Annotated in this window: 24 protein-coding genes; 11 read left to right on the top strand and 13 right to left on the bottom strand. The window is 30.4% G+C overall.

Going from position 1 to position 21,843, the window contains the following annotated elements; translation table 11 throughout:
- Window positions 1–13 precede the first annotated feature (13 nt).
- From B2217_RS08480 to B2217_RS08455, 6 genes are all read right to left on the bottom strand, one after another.
- Complete coding sequence (locus B2217_RS08480; RefSeq protein WP_180906292.1) at window positions 14–631, bottom strand: N-acetylmuramoyl-L-alanine amidase family protein; 618 nt, start codon at window positions 629–631, stop codon at window positions 14–16.
- A gap of 79 nt (window positions 632–710) precedes the next feature.
- Window positions 711–2,039, bottom strand: a complete 1,329-nt coding sequence (locus tag B2217_RS08475; protein ID WP_180906293.1) for a DUF58 domain-containing protein — start codon at window positions 2,037–2,039, stop codon at window positions 711–713.
- Window positions 2,039–3,025 carry an AAA family ATPase gene (locus tag B2217_RS08470; RefSeq protein WP_286484553.1) on the bottom strand — a complete coding sequence of 329 codons (987 nt, stop codon included), beginning with the start codon at window positions 3,023–3,025 and terminating at the stop codon, window positions 2,039–2,041. The genes B2217_RS08475 and B2217_RS08470 overlap by 1 nt, the downstream gene beginning before the upstream one ends.
- Window positions 3,025–4,269, bottom strand: coding sequence for a hypothetical protein (locus B2217_RS08465; protein WP_280061704.1), 1,245 nt, complete (start codon window positions 4,267–4,269; stop codon window positions 3,025–3,027). The genes B2217_RS08470 and B2217_RS08465 overlap by 1 nt, the downstream gene beginning before the upstream one ends.
- The gene (locus B2217_RS08460) at window positions 4,266–4,928 is read right to left on the bottom strand and encodes a hypothetical protein (protein ID WP_280051906.1); all 663 of its coding nucleotides are present in this window, start codon (window positions 4,926–4,928) and stop codon (window positions 4,266–4,268) included. Before B2217_RS08460 ends, B2217_RS08465 begins: the two co-directional genes overlap by 4 nt.
- Window positions 4,915–5,910, bottom strand: coding sequence for a stage II sporulation protein M (locus B2217_RS08455; RefSeq protein WP_291122315.1), 996 nt, complete (start codon window positions 5,908–5,910; stop codon window positions 4,915–4,917). Before B2217_RS08455 ends, B2217_RS08460 begins: the two co-directional genes overlap by 14 nt.
- Window positions 5,911–5,939: 29 nt before the next feature.
- Between B2217_RS08455 and B2217_RS08450 the strand changes: the two genes are divergently transcribed.
- A complete protein-coding gene (locus tag B2217_RS08450; protein ID WP_114999751.1) occupies window positions 5,940–6,662 on the top strand; it encodes an RDD family protein in 723 nt (240 codons plus the stop codon).
- A 30-nt stretch (window positions 6,663–6,692) separates the two neighbouring features.
- Entirely contained in the window at window positions 6,693–7,064 is a 372-nt protein-coding gene (locus tag B2217_RS08445) for a YchJ family protein (RefSeq protein WP_291122313.1), read from the top strand.
- 81 nt (window positions 7,065–7,145) lie between these two features.
- Here B2217_RS08445 and B2217_RS08440 read toward each other — a convergent pair whose 3' ends face one another.
- The 5 genes from B2217_RS08440 to B2217_RS08420 form a co-directional block, all read right to left on the bottom strand.
- Complete coding sequence (locus tag B2217_RS08440) at window positions 7,146–7,982, bottom strand: tetratricopeptide repeat protein (RefSeq protein WP_291122311.1); 837 nt, start codon at window positions 7,980–7,982, stop codon at window positions 7,146–7,148.
- Window positions 7,957–8,352: a hypothetical protein gene (locus B2217_RS08435; protein ID WP_180906301.1), complete on the bottom strand. Its 396-nt coding sequence runs from the start codon at window positions 8,350–8,352 to the stop codon at window positions 7,957–7,959. The genes B2217_RS08440 and B2217_RS08435 overlap by 26 nt, the downstream gene beginning before the upstream one ends.
- 151 nt (window positions 8,353–8,503) lie before the next feature.
- Window positions 8,504–9,217: a nucleotidyltransferase family protein gene (locus B2217_RS08430; RefSeq protein ID WP_180906302.1), complete on the bottom strand. Its 714-nt coding sequence runs from the start codon at window positions 9,215–9,217 to the stop codon at window positions 8,504–8,506.
- Between the two features lies 1 nt (window position 9,218).
- Entirely contained in the window at window positions 9,219–9,641 is a 423-nt protein-coding gene (locus B2217_RS08425; RefSeq protein WP_180906303.1) for a RapZ C-terminal domain-containing protein, read from the bottom strand.
- Window positions 9,634–10,650 carry an aminoglycoside phosphotransferase family protein gene (locus tag B2217_RS08420; protein WP_280045734.1) on the bottom strand — a complete coding sequence of 339 codons (1,017 nt, stop codon included), beginning with the start codon at window positions 10,648–10,650 and terminating at the stop codon, window positions 9,634–9,636. Before B2217_RS08420 ends, B2217_RS08425 begins: the two co-directional genes overlap by 8 nt.
- Before the next feature lie 105 nt (window positions 10,651–10,755).
- Between B2217_RS08420 and B2217_RS08415 the strand changes: the two genes are divergently transcribed.
- Both B2217_RS08415 and B2217_RS08410 read left to right on the top strand, forming a co-directional pair.
- Complete coding sequence (locus tag B2217_RS08415; RefSeq protein ID WP_180906305.1) at window positions 10,756–11,220, top strand: hypothetical protein; 465 nt, start codon at window positions 10,756–10,758, stop codon at window positions 11,218–11,220.
- A 76-nt stretch (window positions 11,221–11,296) separates the two neighbouring features.
- On the top strand, window positions 11,297–11,932 hold the full coding sequence (locus B2217_RS08410) for an NAD(P)H-dependent oxidoreductase (RefSeq protein ID WP_180906306.1): 636 nt from the start codon (window positions 11,297–11,299) through the stop codon (window positions 11,930–11,932).
- A gap of 49 nt (window positions 11,933–11,981) precedes the next feature.
- Here the strand turns inward: B2217_RS08410 and B2217_RS08405 are convergent, their stop codons facing one another.
- Together B2217_RS08405 and B2217_RS08400 are read right to left on the bottom strand one after the other, a co-directional pair.
- A complete protein-coding gene (locus B2217_RS08405; protein ID WP_180906307.1) occupies window positions 11,982–12,437 on the bottom strand; it encodes a hypothetical protein in 456 nt (151 codons plus the stop codon).
- A gap of 54 nt (window positions 12,438–12,491) precedes the next feature.
- Window positions 12,492–13,055, bottom strand: a complete 564-nt coding sequence (locus B2217_RS08400) for an NADPH-dependent FMN reductase (RefSeq protein ID WP_180906308.1) — start codon at window positions 13,053–13,055, stop codon at window positions 12,492–12,494.
- A gap of 137 nt (window positions 13,056–13,192) precedes the next feature.
- Between B2217_RS08400 and B2217_RS08395 the strand changes: the two genes are divergently transcribed.
- The 7 genes from B2217_RS08395 to B2217_RS08365 form a co-directional block, all read left to right on the top strand.
- Complete coding sequence (locus B2217_RS08395; protein WP_317169017.1) at window positions 13,193–13,729, top strand: GNAT family N-acetyltransferase; 537 nt, start codon at window positions 13,193–13,195, stop codon at window positions 13,727–13,729.
- A 124-nt stretch (window positions 13,730–13,853) separates the two neighbouring features.
- Window positions 13,854–14,501 carry a 2OG-Fe(II) oxygenase gene (locus tag B2217_RS08390; protein WP_180906309.1) on the top strand — a complete coding sequence of 216 codons (648 nt, stop codon included), beginning with the start codon at window positions 13,854–13,856 and terminating at the stop codon, window positions 14,499–14,501.
- Window positions 14,502–14,696: 195 nt separating this feature from the next.
- The gene (locus B2217_RS08385) at window positions 14,697–15,374 is read left to right on the top strand and encodes a response regulator transcription factor (RefSeq protein WP_180906310.1); all 678 of its coding nucleotides are present in this window, start codon (window positions 14,697–14,699) and stop codon (window positions 15,372–15,374) included.
- Window positions 15,375–15,377: 3 nt separating this feature from the next.
- Window positions 15,378–16,715: a sensor histidine kinase gene (locus tag B2217_RS08380; RefSeq protein ID WP_291122309.1), complete on the top strand. Its 1,338-nt coding sequence runs from the start codon at window positions 15,378–15,380 to the stop codon at window positions 16,713–16,715.
- A gap of 72 nt (window positions 16,716–16,787) precedes the next feature.
- Window positions 16,788–18,038, top strand: coding sequence for a TolC family protein (locus B2217_RS08375; protein WP_280045735.1), 1,251 nt, complete (start codon window positions 16,788–16,790; stop codon window positions 18,036–18,038).
- 4 nt (window positions 18,039–18,042) lie between these two features.
- Complete coding sequence (locus B2217_RS08370; protein WP_280045736.1) at window positions 18,043–19,134, top strand: efflux RND transporter periplasmic adaptor subunit; 1,092 nt, start codon at window positions 18,043–18,045, stop codon at window positions 19,132–19,134.
- Window positions 19,135–19,137: 3 nt separating this feature from the next.
- On the top strand, window positions 19,138–21,843 hold a 2,706-nt coding region (locus B2217_RS08365), incomplete at its 3' end, for an efflux RND transporter permease subunit (RefSeq protein ID WP_291122307.1).

The following is a 21,843-nucleotide window of genomic DNA, read 5'->3' as shown; positions in this document are numbered from 1 at the left end:
GATTTTTTTATGTCTAATTCTTCAATGCTTCAAAAATTTTATCTGCTATTTTAGGGTAATTACTTTCGTTTGTTAAGATTTTTCGGTCATCGTCATTTGTCAAATAACCGATTTCAATCATAATAATTGGAACTTGTGAATCTCGTAATATTTTCGAATTTGTTTCAACAATTCCTAAATTTTCAAAACCTAAAGAACTTATACTTTTTCCAATTTTTTCGCCAAGTATTTTACATTCTTCGAAAGTAGGATTCAATGGAGAAAGGTGAATTTCTGTTCCTTTTTTCGAATCTTTTACATTATAATTTGCGTGGATTGATAAAACCAAATCAGGTTTTATTTCATTAATCATTTTCGCACGACTTGTATTGATAATTTGTTCGTCACCTTTTCTCAATAATACAAAGTCAACGTCTGTAAAAGGATTTTTTTCTTGAATAATTTCTGCAATTTTCAGCACAATATCTTTTTCCTGAAATTCATCTTTTTTTACACCAGTATCTGTTCCTCCGTGTCCAGCATCCAAAAGGATTACGCGCTTTGTAGAAGGTGTTTTATTTTCGATAAAATTTGTTTGTGCAAAAAGACCTGTTGTTAAGATTAAACAAAAGATCTGAAATAGTTTTTTCATGGTTGTTCAGATTAAATTGACCAACTTTAAGCAATAATTGTGCTTTTTTTTCTAAATAATTGGTTAAATAAATCTTTTTTTAAAATAAACCTCGCGCTTTTATCTCTAAATACTTATTGATTAAGTTAATAGACAATTCTTGTGGTTCGCAATAAATGGTTAAAATCCCAAATTGATGCAAACGATTTATGATTAATTCTTTGTCGTAATTAAACTTTTCGGCAATTGTTTGATCATAAATGTCAGTTGTAGTTTTTGCTTTCTGATGATTTAGTTTTTTCAATTCAGAATTTTTAAAAAGAATCAAAACGACAACATGTGATTTTTTAATCAATTTCAGATATGGTAATTGACGTTCTAAACCATCAATTGTTTCAAAATTGGTGTAAATAAATAAAAGCGATCGTTGCGTTAATTTTCGTTTGATATAGGCATATAATTGTCCAAAATCACTTTCCAAAAAATCAGTTTGTACATTGTATAATTTCTCTAAAATCAATTGCATTTGATGATTTTTTCGATCAGCAACAACGTGATCTTGAATTCTTTTATTAAATGTAATTAAACCTGCTTTTTCATTTTTTTGAAGTGAAATATTTGCGACAACTAAACTCGAATTGATCGAATAATCCAACAATTTTAAACCATCAAAAGGCATTCGCATCGTTCTTCCCAAATCAATTAACGAATAAACAGGCTGCGATTTTTCTTCCTGAAATTGATTTACCATCAATCGATTTGCTTTCGCCGTTGCTTTCCAATTGATTAAACGATATTCGTCACCAATCGTATAATTTTTTATATTTTCAAATTCTGTATTTGTTCCAATTTTTCGAATTCTTTTCATCCCAAATTGATTCTGTAACTGAGCGGTAGAATATAATTGAAATTGTTTTAATTGCAAATAAGAAGGATAGCACGCAATTGAAATAGGTTCGTTTATTTTGATCTTTTTCTCAATCAATCCAAAAACAGAAATAAATACATTTGTTAATCCAAATTTATACGAACCTCGCTCTGTTGGTCGAATTTTAAAATCAAATTTAGTATTTTGACCACTTTTAAATCGTTTTCTAAACTGAAAATCTCTTAATTGTAATTGAACAGGAAACTCTTCTATAATCCTTACATTCAGCGGAAATTGATAATGATTTGTCACGAAAAGTTCCAATTCATTTTCATCGCCATTTGATAATCGTTCTGGATAATTTCGAATAACTTCAATGGAAGTTTTAGGAATATAAACCAAAAATATTTCGACAATAACACTAACGATAAAGACAAATGTCAAAATCTTTGCAATAATGTAAATAGGAGGTAGAAAAAATGCGATCACATAACAAAATGTAATCAATAATCCCGCATAAAAAAAGCGATTGGTAAGAAATAAGCTTCTGAAAAATTTCATTAACGAGGAATTTCTACGCGATCAATAATTTGCTGAATAATATGTTGTGTTGTAAAACCTTCCATCTCTTTTTCTGGAACCATCACAACGCGGTGTCCCAAAATTGTATGCGCAATTTGTTTGATATCTTCTGGAATCACAAAATCGCGTCCATTCACCGCTGCATTAGATTTTGCTGCATCTAAAATCGCGATAGAAGCACGTGGCGATGCCCCCATATACAAGGTTTGATCGATTCTGGTTTGATGAACAATTGTCGCAATATACGTAATTAGCGCTTCGTGCACGAAAACCGATTTTATGCGATCTTGGAACTCAATAATTTCATTTCCTGAAATTACTTTTTCTACCAACGATTCTTTGTCGATATTTTTGCGTTCTTGTTGTTCTTTCAATAATTCAATTTCACTTTCTAACGAAGGATATTTGACATAAATCTTAAAAATAAAACGATCCAATTGCGCTTCTGGTAATCGATACGTTCCTTCTTGTTCAATTGGATTTTGAGTTGCAAAAACCAAAAAAGGAGCTTGCAAAGGATAAGTTGTTCCATCAACTGTTACTTGTCTTTCTGACATCGATTCGAATAAAGCCGCTTGAGTTTTTGCAGGCGAACGGTTAATCTCATCAATCAAAATAATATTCGAAAAAATTGGTCCTTTTTTGAACTCAAATTCATTGATTTTAGAATTTAGAATAGACGTTCCAATCACATCAGAAGGCATTAAATCTGGTGTAAACTGAATTCTACTAAAACCAGAATCTATCGTTTTTGCCAACAATTTTGCCATCATTGTTTTAGCAACTCCAGGCAAACCTTCAATCAGAGAATGACCGTTAGAAAGCAAAGCCAAAATCAATTGATCGATAATATCATCTTGTCCGACAATTACCTTTTTCAATTCATTTTTTACCGCTTGCATTTTATGTTGTACATCCGAAAAATCGACTCTATTTTCGAATGGTTGATATGTATTTTCGCTCATTAGATATTTGCTTTTTGTTTATAGTTTTCGATGATTTGATACACAGTTTTCAAATCGTGTTCATTTGGTTGATTTTTTTGATAAATATTTTTAAGAATCGTGAATTTTTCAAGACATTCTTCTTGGCTCAAATTTGCTTTTTGCGCAACAATTTCAATGAATTGTTTATTCGTAATATCGTCTGTTTCGATTAAAAATGTTTTTCTCAATTTGTATAAAAAATAATCGATTTTCTTTGAAACAATGTCTTTTACTTCGCCATTTTCTTGGTATAAAGAAGAAATTGTTTTGGCAAATTCGACGGTATGATTTTCTTCTTTGGTATAAATTGGAATGATGCGTTGTTCGCGTTTACTTCTAAAAATTAAAAAGAAGAAAAGTAAAACCAATAGCGTTATCCAAGCAGCTTTTAGAGCTGGTTCTCCCATTATGAAACGCATCATTGACGAACTTCCTGCATAAGTTTTCGAGCTATTGTACCAAAAAATAGTTTTCCCTTTTAATGGTTCTAAAACTGATTTAGCATAGAAATAACTTTCTTCATTTAATAAATAATAATTCGTAAAATAAAGCGGTTCTGCGTGATACAAATAATAACCTTTATAATCTTTTGGTTTGATTTTTAAATAATTTGGATAAGCTTTATCTTTATAAGTAATTGTTCCAAGAATTTCAGAATCACTTGTGATCTCGCTAAAATAGTGATGTTCGATTTCTTTTTTCTTCTTTATTTTAAAAGATTTATTTGTTCTAAGCTCGAAATTATCATTAATATTTATAGTCTGATTGTACAACATATTCTCTTCAGATTCCGTAGAATCAGTGGTTGGAGTATCTGTAGAATACGTTTCGTCGTTAATGTCTTCTTTTCCATTTGTATCATCACCAAAATTGTCATAATAATCTGCAATCATTACAATTCCACCATTTTCGGCAATTTTGCTCAATAAATTTTTAGAAACTGTATCAAAATAAATCTCAGAACCAAGCACAACAACTGCATAATCTTTTGCTTTTTTAGGATCAATTTTTAATTCAGAAAGTTTTTCCAAATCTTTCATTTTTCCATTGGATAAATTCCCAAGTTCTTCGTGCATAATAAATAATCCGTAAGGATCTTTACTATTTTGATAAAGGCTAACATCCCATGATTTAGGAAGTTTATAACGAAGTTTTGAGAAAGAAAATACAAAAATTCCGACCAATAAAACCGCGCCTAATAGAATACCTAATTTCTTTTTCATGAGGCTAAATATTGATTAAACTGATTGAAATTTGTCTTGAATTCGTGGTATTTATTTTCATCAATTTTAAATTCTCCAAACCAAACTTGATTAAAAATTTTAGTGTTTTGATTGAATAAAATTTTTGATTTTTCGTCTTTTATTTGATTGATAAATTGCTGATTTGTTTTCTTCGGATCCCATTCAATCCAACCTTTTTTATCTAAATTTTGTAGATTTTGATAATGCAAATAACGAATTGCTAAAGCAAAATTTTGTTCTGTTTCTGCTTTATTGATTAATGAATTCAAATTAACTTCTGCCAAATTTTCTTCGATAAAATCAAAGTCAGATTCATCATATAATTTTTTCGAATTTCGTTTAAGAATTCCACCATTTTTGTAAATACGTGTGGCAAGAAAAATTAAAAATAATCCAATCACAAAATAGAAAATGATTTCCCAAGGTAAATAAGAAAGAAATCTAAAAATACCTTCGATTAGTTTTGAGAAAAAGCCTGGTTCGAATTCTTTTTTAGGTTTTGGAACATCTTCGTAATTAAATTCTTTTCCAGCATATTTTTCTTTGAATGCTTTAAATTCTGCTGTTTTTTCTTGTGCAAAAACAACGAATTGAATCAATAATAATGTAAATGTAAAAAATAGTCTAAATTGTTTCATTCGATTTTAAAGTTTGATTGAATGAAAAAGTTTTTTGTCTATTTTTTTGAATCGGATAAATGATATAATACCAAACAATTAAGATTAATGAAAGGATTATAACCGATAAACTCAATACAATATTTACATCATATAAACGCGTAATAAAACCTTCGATAAATCCAGCTATAATAAACATTGGAACAGTGCTTAATAAAATCATTACTGCTTCTTTTGCTTTGATTATGAGTGATTTTTTTCGCGATAAAGTTTTCGGGAACATAAAGCCATTTCCTAACATCAAACCGCAAGCTCCTGCAATAATAATCACCGAAATTTCAATTGTTCCATGCATCCAAATTGCTGACATCGCCTTTCCCAAAACACCTTCTTTGAAAAACATATAATGGAATGCACCTAACATAATCCCGTTCGAAAATAGAATATATCCTGATCCAATGCTAAAAAATAAGCCCAATGTAAAAGCCAAAAAAGCAACTCGAATATTATTGATTGTAATCGCTAATGAACTTCCTGTCTGGCTTCCTGATTTGTAAATTGCTGCAGGATCACCTTTTTTGATGTTCATTAACGTTTCGTCTACATATTGATTTCCTAAAATTAATCGTGTAAAATCTGGATCGAAATGCGATGATAAAACGCCAATTAAAACCGCTAAAGCAAAAATCAGGAATGAATATAACAACATTTTGTGATTTTTGTAGACTACATTTGGCACATCTTCTTTGAAAAACTGTACAAATTGATTTCCAGAAGTTCTTTGATCTTTGTAAATTGACTGATGCGCAAATAAAGCTAACTCGTTCAAATAATCTTTTGTCTTACTTTTTGGGTAATAAGTTTGAGCAAACGCCAAATCATTTGTAATTTCGATGTAGTTTTTTGCTAAAATATCTGGATGAACATCAATTTTATTTTTCAAATTATGTTCAATATCAGACCATTTCGCCTTATTTTTATCAATAAAATGCGCTTCTCTCATAGTAGAGTAGTTGTTAGTGAACCAAATATATGAATAAACTTTTAGTCAATACACCACAAAACGTGCAAATTGCTTATAATATTGCGCCACTCGGAAAACGTTTACTGGCTTATATTATTGATATGATTATCCGGATCGTATTAGTTTACGGCATGTCTTATTTTTCGGAGTTTATTCCGAATAGAGACGAATGGTTTCGAATGGGTATTTATAGTATAATAGGTTTTATATTTTTACTTTATCCGTTGATTTTAGAGATTTTGATGAAAGGGCAAACTGTTGGAAAATGGATCATGAAGATTCGTGTAATACGAATGGATGGAAACCGCGCCAATAATTTCGATTATTTCTTACGTTGGGTGATTGGTATTGTAGAATTGTTTTTATTTACTGGACTTATTGCGTTGATTACAATGATTATTAATAAAAATGGTCAACGTTTAGGTGATATTGTGGCAAATACATGTTTGATTGATTTGAATCCGAAATTAGATTTATCGCAAACCATTTTTGCTGAAGTTTCTGAAACTTATAAAATTCGTTTTCCGGAAGTTTATCGCTTGTCTGATCGTGATATTAATATTGTAAAAGAAAATTTTACGTCTGCTTTACACAATAATAATTATGATATTCTACTAAAATTAACGCGAAAACTGGAGGAAATAATGGAAGTGAAAAGTGATGGTTTAGGGAATATTGATTTTATTCAAGTGGTGATTCAGGATCATTATCATTACCACAAAGACAAGTAAACAGTATCTTTGCAAAAAATAAAGAATAAAATGAATTGTCCTTGTTGTTCTGGAAAAGAATATAAAAATTGTTGCGAACCTTTTCATTTGAATAAAGAATTGCCAAAAACTCCCGAAGAGTTGATGCGTTCTCGTTACGCTGCTTTTGCAATGGTTTTGCCTGAATATTTAGTTGATACAACACATTCTTCTACACAAAAAAATAATGATTTTAGCGATATTGAAAATTGGGCAAAATCGAATAAATGGTTGAAGTTAGAAATTGTTTTTGCAAAAGCTATTAAAGTTCGATTTAGAGCTTATTACCAAGACAAACAAGGTGAAATCTACGAACATGACGAGCTTTCTACATTTGTGCAAGAGAATGGCAAATGGTTTTATGTAGATGGAGAGTTTTATTGATTTTAAAAATAAATTCGGAAAAATGTCTTTTCGAGCGAAGTCGAGAAATCTAAAAAATGTTTTTTTTTTGAATAATTACATTTACAATTTCTTCAATTTATCATGAATTTCTGTATCATAAATTTCTAAAAACACTTCATCATAAGCATCTTGATTTTTATAATTATTTCTGATTAAATCTAAACTTTTATTATAATTTACTTTAGCTGAATCTTTTTGATTAGTAAGTCGGTACGTTTCGGCTTTATAATAATAGGCTTCCGCAATATTTTTATCCAAACCGATTGTTTTATTGTAAAAATCTAAAGCTTTTGAATAATTTTTTCGATCAGCTTCAATTTTTCCACGATAAGTATACATTCTTGGATAGATATTATTAGGATTTTTTTCGGATGCAATAAATTTATCATAATAAACTATTGCCGAATCATAATCTCCTAAACCTTGATAACAAATTCCCATTTGAAAATAAATATTCTCGCCCCAAGGATATTCCACTATGTTAGACATTTTATCTAATCGATGAAAATCTTTTAAGGCATTTTCGTAATCTTTTAGTTTTGTATATTTAATCCAACCCGTATAACCTAAATGATCTGTAGCGTTTAAAGAATTTGCCTTATTTAAACGACGCATTCCTTCTTCAAAATCTCCATTTTTATTATAAGCAACTGAAGATTCCCACCAAAATTTAGAATTCTTAGGTTCTGATTTTAATAAACGATCAAACATAAAATCAGAATAATAAGAGCCTTGTGTATCACCAGCAAATACAAACAATTTATTGTTAGAAGAAAATAAGAATTGATATATAGTAAAAACACTTATACAAAAGATTGGAATAGAAATAAATAATTTCAATGATCCCCAAATAATTCGCCACGTTTTTGACTTAAAAAATGTCTTCAACTTTTCCATTCTTTAACTTTATTTGAATTTGATAATACGAATCTACATTTTTTCCGTTCCAATCATTTAATTGCTGAACAATAGCAACAATTTTCTTTTGCAAATCATCAGAAATTTCAACCTTTTTATAATCTTGGTCAACTGCTTTAATTCTGAAATAACCAATTTCATATTTACAATTAATTACAAATCGTACAACTATAAGCCCAGAAAAATTAGGGAAATTTAATTGATGAATTGGTTCAGAAATTACTTTACGAATGCCATAACGTTCTGTTCTATAACCTGCACCAGAGCCATAATATTGATAAATTGTAGAAGAACAAGGCTCAAATGAAGTTCCTTTATCGATGATTTCTTTTTTATCTATTCTTCCCACTTTAGTTTTGAAAGAAAAGTAAATTATTGAAGAGAGAATTATCACTGCAACAATAGTTAAATAGACAAAATAATTGATGTATTTCATTCGGTCTAAGATATATAAACTTTTTGCATAAAAAAAACTCAATTCAGCGAATTGAGTTTTAGATTTATTGAAAATAGTTTTCCGCTTCTAATACACTTTCTGGTCGACCAACGTCTATTAAAATTCCGCCAGAATGATCAAAACCAAGAATTGATTCAGTTTGCATTAAATCCATATAGACTTTCATGATCGAAAATTTACCTTTCTCCGTAATTTTATCAAAAAGAGAAGGAGAAATAACATGAATTCCGCTAAAAGCCAAATCTTTGCAATTGTCTAAGGAATCTACAGCTTTTATTTCTTCTTCGGTTTTCAGATTTCGCCAACCTTTCAATTCATTTTGTTTATTAAAAAATAGTTTGCGAGACGAATTTCTATCCGAAACTGCCAATGTTACCAATGCTTTATTTTCTTGATGTGCTTTGATAAAATCAGCAAGATTTAGATCTGTTAAAATATCAACATTCATCACCAAAAAATCTTCCTCAAAATTAGCTTTTGCTTTCACCAAACCACCACCAGTTTCAAGAACTTGATCCGTTTCATCAGAAATAGTAATCTCAATTCCGAAATAATTATTTTCTTCTAAAAATTCAATGATTTGATCTGCAAAATGATGAACATTAATCACAATTTCTTCAATGCCAAAAGATTTCAAATATTCTATATTTCGTTGCAAAAGAGGTTTTCCATTTACAACGGCTAAAGCTTTGGGATGATTATCAGTAAATGGTTTTAAACGAGTCCCAAGACCCGCTGCAAAAATCATTGCTTTCATATTAATACGCCTCGTTTATCCAATTTTTTTCTTCTTGCACAACATGATGTAACGTAACTTGCGCTTCTGGAAATTTCTCTTGAATATGTTTTGCAGTCGCATCAGCAGAATAAACCGAACGATGTTGCCCGCCTGTACAACCAAAATTGATTTCTAAATTCTCAAAATCACGTTGCAAATAATCTTCAATTGAAATGTCAATAATTTGAAAAACACCTTCTAAAAAAACTGCAATATTAGTTTCTGTTTCCAAGTATTTTTTAACGTCTTCGTCGCGCCCTGTTTGCGTTTTATATTCCTTGATACGCCCTGGATTTAAGATTCCGCGACAATCAAAAACAAAACCTCCACCATTTCCAGTAGGATCGGTTGGAATTCCTTTTTTGTATGAAAAACTACGAACGTTGATATTTAATTTAGCCATTTATTTTATGATTTATGCGTTCTAACGTTTCTGGAAGAACAAGGATTTTTATAATATGTTTTAATTCTGGATAATTTTGTAATATAGGATAATCGATTATTGATTCTAAGTTTTTAAGTCCAAACGAAATACTTTCTAAAAAGTGTTTTTTTCGTTCAATAATTCCTCTCAACCCATAGGTTCCTAAAACTTGTAAAAGTCGAGCAACTACACAATATTCGTACGATTGACGAAAATCTATCGGAACTATAGTCGGAATTTGTTTGTTTAATTCTTGGTAATAAAATTCGTACAATTCTTTTTTAAATTCAAATGGTAAATTGGCTTTTGCTTGCCAAATTAACGAAACCAAATCATAGACAACAGGTCCATACAAACCACCTTGATAATCGATAAAATAAGGTTCATTTTGATGAATCATAATGTTGCGCGTTTGGAAATCTCTGAACACAAAACCTTGTGGCGAAAGTTTATCAAATTGAGACGCAAAACGATCAAAATCTTTGATTAATTTTCCTGCATTGTAATCAATTCCTAAGACATCTAAAAAATAAAAATTAAACTGAAATAAATCTCTCAAAATTAATGTTTTATCTAATTTAGGATATGAAAAAGTATGATTAAAATTGATTTTAGTTCCACCTTGAATTTGAGCAATTGCTAATTTTTCTAAAGTCTTAAAATAATAAGGTTTTGCTTTCTCGAAATCATTCAATACAATATTCATCAAAGTTTCGTCGCCTAAATCTGTTTGAACATAGGTTGTAAAATTATCTGAAACTGAAATAATTTCTGGAATATTATTGATAACTTTTTTTAAATCTAATGAAAACTGAATAAACACTTTATTTTCTTCGATATTAGAGCTTTCCGCTAAAATATACGATTGATTTTGATCAAAAAATCTCGAATAAACTCGAGCCGAACCTCCTCCCGAAAGTTGAGTTAAACTTTCAATTGCTTTTTGAGTAAAGTTTTCTTGCAAAAATTGAGCTGTAGTATCGTTCATCAGAATATTTTGCGAAAGTTACGCATATCAAAAATGATTTAAAAATATTTGTTTGCTGTAACTTTTTTCAAAATGCTGCATCTATTTAGTAAAAGAGAAACTAATATGAAAAAAATAGCATTTATTATCGCAATGATTTCGTTACAATCATGTATTACAGTAAAAGTTAATGCAGATGTTGACTCGAATAATTTTTATAGAAAAGTGGATAATCCAAATATCAAATCACAAGGAACTTTTTTTGACAAAGGAGTTGGAGATTCGAAATGGTCTAATTCGAATGGCGATAATTGGACAAAAGCGAAGTTTGAAGATGCTTCTGGAACGAGTTATATCAAGTTAAATATTTCGAAAAGCTTAACTGCTAATTTTCATTCGAATATCAAATTAGAAGGCGAAATGAATTTTGAAATTGTAGATCAAAATAATGAGGTTGTGTTTAATCGTCAACTTACAAATTCGAAAGAAGAAAATTTTACAGTTGATTTAGCAAAAGGTGATTATCAAGTTCGTTGGAGTTCTACGAATGCAACTGGAAGTTATTTTTTGGAATGGAAACAAGATAAATAACATAAATTTTAGCATATTTTTTGGTCGATCGATTACTTTTTTGATGTATTTTTAGAAAGATTTTAAATAAGTAATTATGTCTTTAATAGATGATTTGAAATGGCGTTACGCCACAAAAAAATATGATCCGTCTTTGATTGTTGAAGAAGAAGACGTTAAAAAAATTGTTGAAGCCGCTCGTTTAGCGCCAACTTCATCAGGTTTGCAACAGTTCAGAATTTTGGTTATAAAGAACAAAGAATTACAGCAGAAAATTGTTTCAATTGCCTATGATCAGCAAGCGATTGTAGATTGTTCGCATTTATTGGTTTTCGTGGCTTGGGATCGTTATACAGAAGATCGTATTGATGCAATCTATGATTATACAACGGATGAGAGAGATTTGCCAAGAGGTCGTTTTGGTTCATATACGGATAAATTGAAAGGAATTTATTTGCCTCAAACTTCTGAAGAAAATTTTGCGCATACTGCTCGTCAAGCATACATTGGATTAGGTTTTGCTCTTGCTCAAGCTGCAGAATTGAAAATTGATAGCACGCCAATGGAAGGTTTTGATAATGCTGAATTGGATGATTTGCTTGATTTGAAAGAAAAAGGAATGCGAAGTGTTTTGATGCTTCCTTTGGGATACCGAGACAGTGAAGATTGGTTAGCACCAATGAAAAAAGTTAGAAATCCGATGAAGGATTTTGCAACGAAATTATATGAATAACAAAAAAGCTTTCTCAGAACTGAGAAAGCTTTTTTGTTTATTGTATTTTTTAGATCAACCCAAACTGTTTGAAATGATGTGTAAAGTGTTTTTTATGAAATGTTTTCCAATCTTCGTATCCAATATCATTTAAAACTGGATTGACAATTTTAGCATCAGGATTTTCTGTAAAATAAGAATGGAATTTATCAATTTCTTGTTCTAATTTTTCTATTGAAGCTTCTAAAGAAGGGTAACGTAAATCCAGCAAACCATCCATTCCGTTTGCTTTTATCCCTTTTTGCATTTCATGATCAGATTCTAGTAAAAATGATTTGTATTGAGGAATTTGCTCTACAGGAATTCGACAAGGTACTGTTAAACCTCCATTTGAAATTTTAGTGGTTACAATCAAATGTTCAACCATATGTTGAGGTGTCATAATTCCCCATTCTGGCTGTTGATCTACTTTTAAACTTTTTAGTTTAGAAATAAGACTGGCTTTATCTTCAAAATTTAAAAACATATTTTTTCTGTGAAGTTAGTTAGTCGTATAATAATAATCAATAAAATTCAAGATTTATTTTGTTAGTTGTTCAAACCATTTTACATAAGCATCTACAAAATTCTGAATGAAACTTGTTGTTTTTTCGTTATTAAAATATCCATTTTCATCAAACACATCTGGTTTCAATTGTCCTAAATAGATTTCGGGTTGTTGCATGGTTGGAATATTCAAAAAGGTTAAGGATTGTCTCAAATGATGATTCGCTCCAAAACCACCTATAGCACCAGTAGAACTACTAATAACAGCACCAGGTTTGTTGTTCCAAACATTTTTTCCGAAAGGACGAGAAGCAACATCTAAAGCATTTTTTAGAACCGCTGGCATAGATCGATTATATTCTGGTGTGATAAAAATTAGGCCATCCAATTCAGAAACCTCTTTACGAAAAGCTGTGTAAGAATCAGGAACTTGATTATGATCATCAAAATCTTGGTTATAGAGTTCTAATTGTCCAATCTCAATAACTTTAAAGGAATATCCTTCGGGTGTCATTTTAATTAAGTTCTTAGCAATCTTTCTAGAATTTGCCTCCTTTCGTAGACTTCCTATAAAAAGTCCAATTGTTTTTTGAGTCATAATTTTATTGGTTTTTAGTTAGACTAAAGTTAGCTATTTGATTTCATTTTAAGAAAATTTACTTGGAAATTTCAATGAATTAATTATCATTTTTAATGAATATGGTATAAGAAAAATGTAAATTAGTATTGTATTAAATGAAACAAATGATAAATATTCAGCCCAATTTAGAAAATGATTTGGTAGTGCTCCAACCACTCAACGATAATGATTTTGAAGCCTTATATTTAGCTGCTTCCGATCCGAAAGTTTGGGAACAACATCCTAACAAAAATCGTTGGAAAAGAGATGTTTTTATGAATTTTTTCGAAGGTGCAATTCAAAGTAAAGGAGCTTTCAAGATTATTGATAAACAGACAAATAAAGTTGTTGGTAGTTCTCGTTTTTACGATTATGATGAGCAAGATTCGTCTATTTTGGTTGGTTATACGTTTTATTCGACGAATTGTTGGGGAAAAAGTTTTAATCCGTCCGTTAAGAAATTGATGTTTGATTATATTTTTCAGTTTGTTGACAAAATTTATTTGCATGTTGGCGCTGATAATATACGTTCGCAAATAGCAGTGGAGCGATTGGGTTGTAAAAAAGTGAAAGAAGAACAAATTGAATATTTTGGAGAAGAGCCAAAGTTAAATTTTATTTATCAGTTGAATAAAGTTGACTGGTTTAAGTAATTGATAATTAAAACTATTTTTTGAGGACAGATTTTTTCTGTTCTTTTTTTTGAAAAAAAACTCAAAAATATGATTATGTTTTTCGTAATAAAATATACTTTTACTGAAGTTTTCATAATAATGAATGAGTAATATTACATTAAACCCAATTTATGAAAAGATTATTGATGACTTATCAAATCAAAAATACTCTATTTCAGACTTTTTTTTCTCAACAGAGGAAACAAAGCAACTTCGCGAAGCAATAATTCGAAAAGAAAATAAAAAAGATTTTCATCAAGCAGCCGTTGGAAGTTCGGTTAACGAACAAATTGTAAAATCAATCAGAGGCGATAAAATCAGATGGATTGATGAAGAAAATAAAACAGAAACAGAAGAAATTTTTTTCTCAAAAATCAATGATTTTATAGAATATCTAAATTTAACATGCTATATGGGCATTGAGGAAAGTGAATTTCATTACGCCATTTATCCCGAAGGGACATTTTATCAAAAACACGTTGATGCTTTCAAGAATGATGATAGACGCACACTTTCTATTGTGTTGTATTTGAATGATGAAGAATGGAAAGATGAATTTGGCGGACAATTGACTTTGTATTTGTCAGATGAAAATAAGGTAGAAAAAGAATTAGATATTTTACCTCTTGCTGGTCGTCTGGCTGTTTTTGATAGCAAAACTATTCCTCACGAAGTAAAAACCGTCCATCGACCAAGATATAGTATCACAGGTTGGTTGAAAACCAGAGGAAATATTTTGACGTATTTATAATTAAAATTTGTAGTCGCTTCGAGATTTCAATCTCAATTCACAATAGATAAATATTGGCATCAATTTGAACGATTTAAACAATAAAAACAAAGCTCAACCATTGGTTGAGCTTTTTAAATTAAAAAACAATTAGAAAATATTTTAAATTCATTTTGTCTTAATCAATTTCATTAATTTTGAAAAAATGGAAAGTGTATGCAAATTTTAGTAATCGAAGATGATAAGCGAATTAGCGATTTTTTAATCAAAGGATTAGAAGAAAATGGACATTTGGTTACGCTTTGTAAAGATGCCGAAACGGTTTTAGATGAATTTCTTACGATTCAGTTTGATTTGATTATTTGCGATATTATGTTACCAAAAATGGATGGGATTCAGCTTGTGCAAACACTTCGTTACAAAAAAATATTCACTCCAATTTTGATGTTAAGTGCGTTGAATACGGTTCAAAATAAAGTTTCGGCTTTGGATTATGGCGCAGATGATTACATTACAAAACCGTTTCATTTCGACGAATTATTATCGCGCATCAAGGCTTTAACGCGTCGAAATCAGTTTCGTTCGCAAGAAGTTCCTGAAAATAAATTGATTTTTGATGACTTAGAAATCGATTTGGATCAATATAAAGTTTTTGTCAATAAAGAAGAAACAGAACTTTCTCCTCGTGAATTTAAGTTGTTGAATTATTTAATCGAAAATATAGATAAAACCGTTACTCGTATCCAAATTTTAAACGCCGTTTGGGGAATAACATTCGATAATCACACAAATGTAGTGGATGTTTACATTTCGTATTTGCGCAACAAAATCGAGAAAAACGGGACGAAATATATTCACACGGTAAAAGGCGTTGGTTATATGTTTAAAGCCTAAATTATGAAATTAAAACACCGATTAGCGCTTTATTCAGTCGTTATTTTCAGTATCATTATTCTGATTGTTTCTACAATTATTTACTTTTCTTTTTATACCGAAATGGAGAAAAAAGAGATCAAGTCATTGCAGAATAAGACACTTTTGGCTTCTATTTATTATTTAGAAAAGGACGAATTACCTGTTTTAGAACATAATAATATCAAAAGTCAATTAGAGAAGACGATTTCTCGAAAAAATATTTTAATTGTTGATCATAACAACAAAAAGTACAATGGAAATATGTCTTCAAACAATGATATTTCAACCAATTTTATAGAAAGTATTCGTGCCAATAAATCCGATTTTTTTACAAGTAAAGATTTCTTTTATAACGGAATTTTTTATCATGATAACGAAGGTGATTTTGTGGTAATCACGCGTGAATCTAAACAAGAATTTAATGAACAAATGGAATCGTTACTTCAAATTTTGATTTCGGTTTCATTGGTTGGGTTGATCTTTATTTATCTATTTTCTAATTTTTTAGGAGTGATTGCTTATGAGCCGATTACAAAAATTATTGAACAAATAAAAGAGCGTGATGCGAAGAATTTTACTGAACCTTTAAAGCTCAATAAGTCGTATGCAGAGATTGAGGATTTAATCAAAACCTACAATCATTTTATTGATCGAATGGCGCAAACTTTTAATGTACAAAAGAATTTTATCGATTATGTTTCGCACGAATTACGAACGCCAATTACTGCATTATTAGGAACTTTAGAAGTAACGAATCATAAAAAAAGAACGCTCGAAGAATACGAAAACGTGATTGTACAACTGAAACAATATACCAATGATTTGCAAGAAACGTTAGACCAAATGATGTTGCTTTCGGGTGCAAAAACGAGTTTTGAATTTAATCAAATTCGAATTGATGAAGTAGTTTGGCAAGTGATTGAAAATGCTATTTTGTATCATCAAACACGTATAAATGTGGATTTACAAGTCGAAAATAATCAATTGTTAACCATTCAAGGAAACGAAAAATTACTAGAAGTTGCGTTGAATAATTTAGTAAGTAATGCAATAAAATATTCGAACAATCAACCGATTTTAGTACAGTTTTTAGAAATTAATCATCGTTTGCAAATTCATATTTCCGATTTAGGAATTGGTATTTTAGAAACTGATATCAAACAAATTAAACAAAACTTTTTTCGAGGAAAAAACACGCAAGATTTTCAAGGAAAAGGTATTGGGCTTTCGATGGCGAATATTATTCTTACACTTCATCAAATTGATATAGAAATTGTTCCGAATAAACCTAAAGGAACGATTGTTAAACTCATTTTCTAATCTACTTTTAATCTAACTTAAAACTCACCTTAATCTTACACTTTTACTTTTGAATTTTCAAAAAGAGTAGAAGTGAAGAAGATCTATTATACAGTAATTCCAATTGTTCTTGCGATACAAACACAGGCGCAGAATGTAACGTTGGACAATTTAGAAGCCGCGTTTTTACAAAAAAATTATGCGCTTATTGCGAATAAATTCAATGTAGACAGAATTGATGCTGAAATTATTCAGGAGAAATTATGGCAAAATCCAACGTTGAGTATTTCTGAGGTTAATCTTTGGAAAACTTATAATGTAGAAGAACAGCCTTATTTATTCGGTAAATACGGGAAAAATCAACAAATTTCTGTCGAATTAGAGCAATTAATTGAAACCGCTGGTAAACGAAAAAAGCGTGTTGCGATTAAAGAATTAGAGAAGAATTCGGCACTTTTTGAGTATGAGGAATTGTTGCGTGAGCTGAAAAAGGAATTAAGACAAACATATTTTTCGTTGGCGCGTATTCAATCTGAAAAGAAAGAATTGCAAAATAGCGTTGATTTGTTTGAACAAATGATGACGCAATATCAGCGACAAGCAGATTTAAAAAATGTTCCAAAAGCAGATTTTTACAGACTTCAAACCGAATTAATTGGTTTACAAAAAGATCAAATTGAGCTAGAAAATCAAGAAATTGAATACATCAATAAACTTCGATTGTTAACGCAAAACTCAGATTTAAATGTAAATGAAATCGATTTTTCAAGATTCAATTCTCACTCCAAATCAATTCCATTTAATGCTAAACAATTAGCGAAAGAGCAAAATATAGCGTTAAAAAAACAAGAGAATGAAATCAATTTAGCTGAAAAACAATTGATTTTAGAAAAAGCACAACGTACACCAGATTTGGCTTTTCAAGTAAATTATGATCGAGGTGGAAATATTATGCGCGATTTTGTTGGTGTTGGAGTAAGCATTGATTTACCGATTTTTAATACGAATAAAGGAAACATCAAAGCTTCTGAAATTGTACTGAATCAACAACAAATCACCAAAAATGCCTTGAATTCTGAATTAGATATTTCGATTGATCGACTTCAAAATCAAATTAGTCAATTGGATAAAGCACTTATTCAATGGAAAAAATTGAACAATCAAGAGCAATTAACTATGATTGACAATTATAAAAAACATCTCCAAAATAAACAAATCACTTTATTAGAATTTATTGATTTTACGCAGGCTTATCGCGAATCTCAAAAAGCTTATTTGGATTTATTGGAAAATTATCAAAACACATTCGAAGAACTAAATTATATCGTTGGACAAGATTTATAAAATGATGAAAAAAACTTTTTATTTTTTAGCTGCTTTTACTTTGGTTTTAAGTAGTTGTAACAAGCAAGAAACCGAGAAAGAAGTGGTAAAAGAAAACAAATTTTGTTTGAACGAGCAATTGAAAAAGTCAACCGAAATTGTACCAGTTTTGCAGCAACCAATTCACGAACAATTAACCTTGTCAGGAAAAATTGAATATAACGAAAATGATTTAGTTGGCTTTAAAAGTTTGCTACAAGGAGTGGTAGATAAAGTGAACTTTGAATTAGGCGATTATGTGCGTCAAGGTCAAGTTTTGGCAGTTGTAAAATCGAACGAAGTACTGGATTTGGTGCAACAAAAGCGTTATCATCAAAATCAAATGGATTTGATTCGAAAACAAATCAAGTCGAAAAAAGAATTATTGAATGATGGAATGGCTTCTCAACCCGAAGTTACTGAAGCAGAACACGAATTACAATCAGCGCAAATTGAGATTGATAAAATCAATGCTACTTTGAAGATGTATCGTGCAGTTGGCAATGGTCAATTCCAGATTTTATCACCTAAAAATGGTTATATCGTTCAGAAAAACATGAGCGTTGGTCAATCTATTACTTCTGATTCAGATGAAAATCTTTTCTCTATTTCAAATCTAAAACAGGTTTGGGTAATGGTAAATATTTACGCAAATAATCTGCAATATGTAAAAAAAGGTGATGCTGTAAAAGTGAAATCTATGGCGTATCCTGATCGAATTTATGTTGGAAAAATTGATAAAATATACAATGTGTTTGATGAAAATGAACACGTGTTGAAAGCGCGTGTTGTGTTGGAAAATCAAGATTTGAACTTGATGCCAGGTTTGAGTGCAGATATTATTATCGATAAACAAAATATTGTTGGAAATGCATTTGCAATACCAAACAAAGCCAAAGTTTTTGAGAACAACAAGGAATATGTGGTGGTATATAAAAATGATTGTACAATGGAAATCCGAAAAATTACGACGATTGGTCAGAATGAGCAATACACATTTGTTAGCGAAAAGTTTGCCCCAAATGAGAAAGTTATTTCTCGAAACGCCCTAATGATATTTGAGGAATTAAATAAATAATAAATGAAAAAGTTAGTACAATCAGTCGTAACTTTTTCGTTACGAAATACAACCTTTGTTTTATTTGCTGTATTTGCATTACTCTTTGCAGGTATATTTTCTTTAAAACATACACCAATAGAAGCATTTCCAGATGTAACGAATACTAGAGCTCGTATCATAACACAATGGCCAGGAAGAAGTGCTGAGGAAATGGAAAAATTGGTGACTTTACCAGTTTCAAAAGTAATGAATAGTATTCCGCATAAATCAAATATTCGTTCTATTTCTCTTTTCGGGTTATCTGTTGTAACGGTTCAGTTTGAGGATGGTGTAGATGATTTTTATGCACAACAATATGTGTCTAATAAATTAAGTGGAGTCGATTTACCAGAAGGAGCCGATGCAGATATTGAACCACCTTCTGGTGCTACGGGAGAGATTTTTCGTTATGTGATCAAAAGTGATTTACCTATCAAGGAAGTTACAGCGATACAAGATTGGGTAATTGAGCGTGAATTGCTTTCTGTATCAGGAGTTGCAGATGTCGTAAGTTTTGGTGGTGAAGAAAAAACGTATGAAATTAAAATTAATCCAACCGAATTAAAGAATTATGATTTATCGCCTTTAGATGTTTATGAAGCGGTCTCTAAATCAAATATAAATGTTGGTGGAGATGTTATTCAACAAGGAGATCAAGCTTATGTGGTTCGTGGGGTAGGTTTGTTGGATAAGATAGAAGATATTGGGAATATCACGGTGAAACTAAATGGTTCTACACCAATTTTGATCAAAAATGTAGCAGATGTTGTTGTTTCAAATAAACCTAGATTAGGGCAAGTTGGTTATAATGAAAATGATGACATGGTTGAAGGAATTGTAGTGATGTTACGTGGTGAAAATCCATCCGAAGTCATTGGAAATCTGAAAGCGAAGATTGAAGAATTAAACACAAGAACTTTACCAGATAATGTGAAAATTGAAACAGTTGTAGATCGTACCAAATTGGTGGATAATACAGTACATACGGTTTCTAAAAATATTATTGAAGGTATTTTATTAGTTTCATTAATTGTTTTTGTTTTTTTATATAATTGGAAATCAACATTTATTGTAGCTTCGGTTATTCCGCTTTCCTTTTTATTCGCAATTATTATGTTGAAAATACAAGGATTACCAGCGAATTTAATTTCAATGGGTTCATTGGATTTTGGATTATTATTAGAAGGAACTTTGGTAATTGTGGAAACAGTTTTTGTTGCTTTAGCAACCATGCAACATAAAGTAGGAGCAGAACGTTTCGCGAAAATGAGTAAAATGGGCGTTATAAAGAAAAGCGCAGGAAGTGTAGCTTCTTATATTTTCTTTGCTTTACTTATTCTTATTGTTGCTTTATTACCGATATTTTCATTCCAAAAAGTGGAAGGTAAAATGTTCTCTCCTTTAGCATTTACATTAGGATACGCATTATTAGGATCTTTAATATTAAGTCTAACTTATGTTCCTGCAATGTGTAAGTTGCTTTTTAAGAAAAATATGGAGGAGAAAGAGAACTTTATTACTCGATTTTTTCAGAAAACTATTTTCGGATTATATGAAACCGCATTTCGTTATAAAAAAGCAACAATAGGAATCTTTTTAGGAATTTTAGCTCTTTGTTTGTTTAAGTTCTCGCATTATGGATCAGAATTTCTTCCAAAATTGAATGAAGGAGCAATTTACATTCGTGCAACTTTACCAAATAGTGTCAATTTACAAGAATCAACTCGATTAACAAAAGAGATGAAAGAGTTGATGCAGAAAGATTGTGATGAAATTGATTTTATTTTAACACAAACAGGTCGTCCAAATGATGGAACAGATCCAACAGGATTCTTTAATATTGAATTTAATATTCAATTAAAAGATAAAAAAGATTGGAAGCGCAAGGTTTCAAAAGAAGAGATTATTCAAGAGATGCGAGATAAACTGAATCATTATCCAGGAATTGTATTTGGATTTTCGCAACCAATTCAAGATAATGTCGAAGAATATGTCGCTGGTGTAAAAAGCTCATTAGTTATTAAGATTTTTGGTGATGATTTGTACGATTTAGAAAAATATGCAAATAAGGTAGCGTCATCTATCGAAAAAGTAAATGGAATAACGGATATCAATGTTTACAAAAATATTGGATTACCTGAACTTAGAATAGAGTTGAGTGATTCAAAAATGGCGAAATATGGTATTAGTACAGCGGATGTTCAGGCAGTAATTGAAATGACAATTGGTGGACAAGCAGCTACTAAGTTTTATGAAAATGATCGACAGTTTGATGTTATTCTTCGTTTTCAGGAAGCTTATAGAGATACTCCTGAGAAAATTGGAAATATCTTGATTCCGACAAGTAACGGGAACAATGTTCCTTTGCAGGAAATAGCTACAATTGGTTATCAAACAGGACCTGCTTTTATTTATCGAGAAGGAAATAGTCGATATATCGGTGTAGGATTCAGTATAGAAGGTCGTGATTTAGGAAGTACAATCGATGAAGCGAAGAAAGTAGTGGCCAAAGAAGTTAAATTACCGAAAGAAAATTACATGGAATGGGCTGGTGAATTCGAAAGTAAAGAGCGCGCAGCAAAGCAATTAGCAATGGTCGTTCCCATTTCGTTAGTTTTGATTTTATTATTATTGTACACTAATTTCGGAAATGTAAAAGACACAGCGATAGCTGCATTAACACTGCCT

The organism is Empedobacter sp. UBA7620, from assembly GCF_002484185.1.
GTDB classification, from domain to species: domain Bacteria; phylum Bacteroidota; class Bacteroidia; order Flavobacteriales; family Weeksellaceae; genus Empedobacter; species Empedobacter falsenii_C.
This window is presented reverse-complemented; position numbering and strand designations above follow the sequence as displayed.

Excerpts from the sequence above, each read along its gene's own strand:
- B2217_RS08480 (WP_180906292.1), bottom strand. The coding sequence starts at position 631 with ATGAAAAAACTATTTCAGATCTTTTGTTTAATCTTAACAACAGGTCTT.
- B2217_RS08475 (WP_180906293.1), bottom strand. The coding sequence starts at position 2,039 with ATGAAATTTTTCAGAAGCTTATTTCTTACCAATCGCTTTTTTTATGCG.
- B2217_RS08470 (WP_286484553.1), bottom strand. The coding sequence starts at position 3,025 with ATGAGCGAAAATACATATCAACCATTCGAAAATAGAGTCGATTTTTCG.
- B2217_RS08465 (WP_280061704.1), bottom strand. The coding sequence starts at position 4,269 with ATGAAAAAGAAATTAGGTATTCTATTAGGCGCGGTTTTATTGGTCGGA.
- B2217_RS08460 (WP_280051906.1), bottom strand. The coding sequence starts at position 4,928 with ATGAAACAATTTAGACTATTTTTTACATTTACATTATTATTGATTCAA.
- B2217_RS08455 (WP_291122315.1), bottom strand. The coding sequence starts at position 5,910 with ATGAGAGAAGCGCATTTTATTGATAAAAATAAGGCGAAATGGTCTGAT.
- B2217_RS08450 (WP_114999751.1), top strand. The coding sequence starts at position 5,940 with ATGAATAAACTTTTAGTCAATACACCACAAAACGTGCAAATTGCTTAT.
- B2217_RS08445 (WP_291122313.1), top strand. The coding sequence starts at position 6,693 with ATGAATTGTCCTTGTTGTTCTGGAAAAGAATATAAAAATTGTTGCGAA.
- B2217_RS08440 (WP_291122311.1), bottom strand. The coding sequence starts at position 7,982 with ATGGAAAAGTTGAAGACATTTTTTAAGTCAAAAACGTGGCGAATTATT.
- B2217_RS08430 (WP_180906302.1), bottom strand. The coding sequence starts at position 9,217 with ATGAAAGCAATGATTTTTGCAGCGGGTCTTGGGACTCGTTTAAAACCA.
- B2217_RS08425 (WP_180906303.1), bottom strand. The coding sequence starts at position 9,641 with ATGGCTAAATTAAATATCAACGTTCGTAGTTTTTCATACAAAAAAGGA.
- B2217_RS08420 (WP_280045734.1), bottom strand. The coding sequence starts at position 10,650 with ATGAACGATACTACAGCTCAATTTTTGCAAGAAAACTTTACTCAAAAA.
- B2217_RS08415 (WP_180906305.1), top strand. The coding sequence starts at position 10,756 with ATGAAAAAAATAGCATTTATTATCGCAATGATTTCGTTACAATCATGT.
- B2217_RS08410 (WP_180906306.1), top strand. The coding sequence starts at position 11,297 with ATGTCTTTAATAGATGATTTGAAATGGCGTTACGCCACAAAAAAATAT.
- B2217_RS08405 (WP_180906307.1), bottom strand. The coding sequence starts at position 12,437 with ATGTTTTTAAATTTTGAAGATAAAGCCAGTCTTATTTCTAAACTAAAA.
- B2217_RS08400 (WP_180906308.1), bottom strand. The coding sequence starts at position 13,055 with ATGACTCAAAAAACAATTGGACTTTTTATAGGAAGTCTACGAAAGGAG.
- B2217_RS08395 (WP_317169017.1), top strand. The coding sequence starts at position 13,193 with ATGAAACAAATGATAAATATTCAGCCCAATTTAGAAAATGATTTGGTA.
- B2217_RS08390 (WP_180906309.1), top strand. The coding sequence starts at position 13,854 with ATGAGTAATATTACATTAAACCCAATTTATGAAAAGATTATTGATGAC.
- B2217_RS08385 (WP_180906310.1), top strand. The coding sequence starts at position 14,697 with ATGCAAATTTTAGTAATCGAAGATGATAAGCGAATTAGCGATTTTTTA.
- B2217_RS08380 (WP_291122309.1), top strand. The coding sequence starts at position 15,378 with ATGAAATTAAAACACCGATTAGCGCTTTATTCAGTCGTTATTTTCAGT.
- B2217_RS08370 (WP_280045736.1), top strand. The coding sequence starts at position 18,043 with ATGAAAAAAACTTTTTATTTTTTAGCTGCTTTTACTTTGGTTTTAAGT.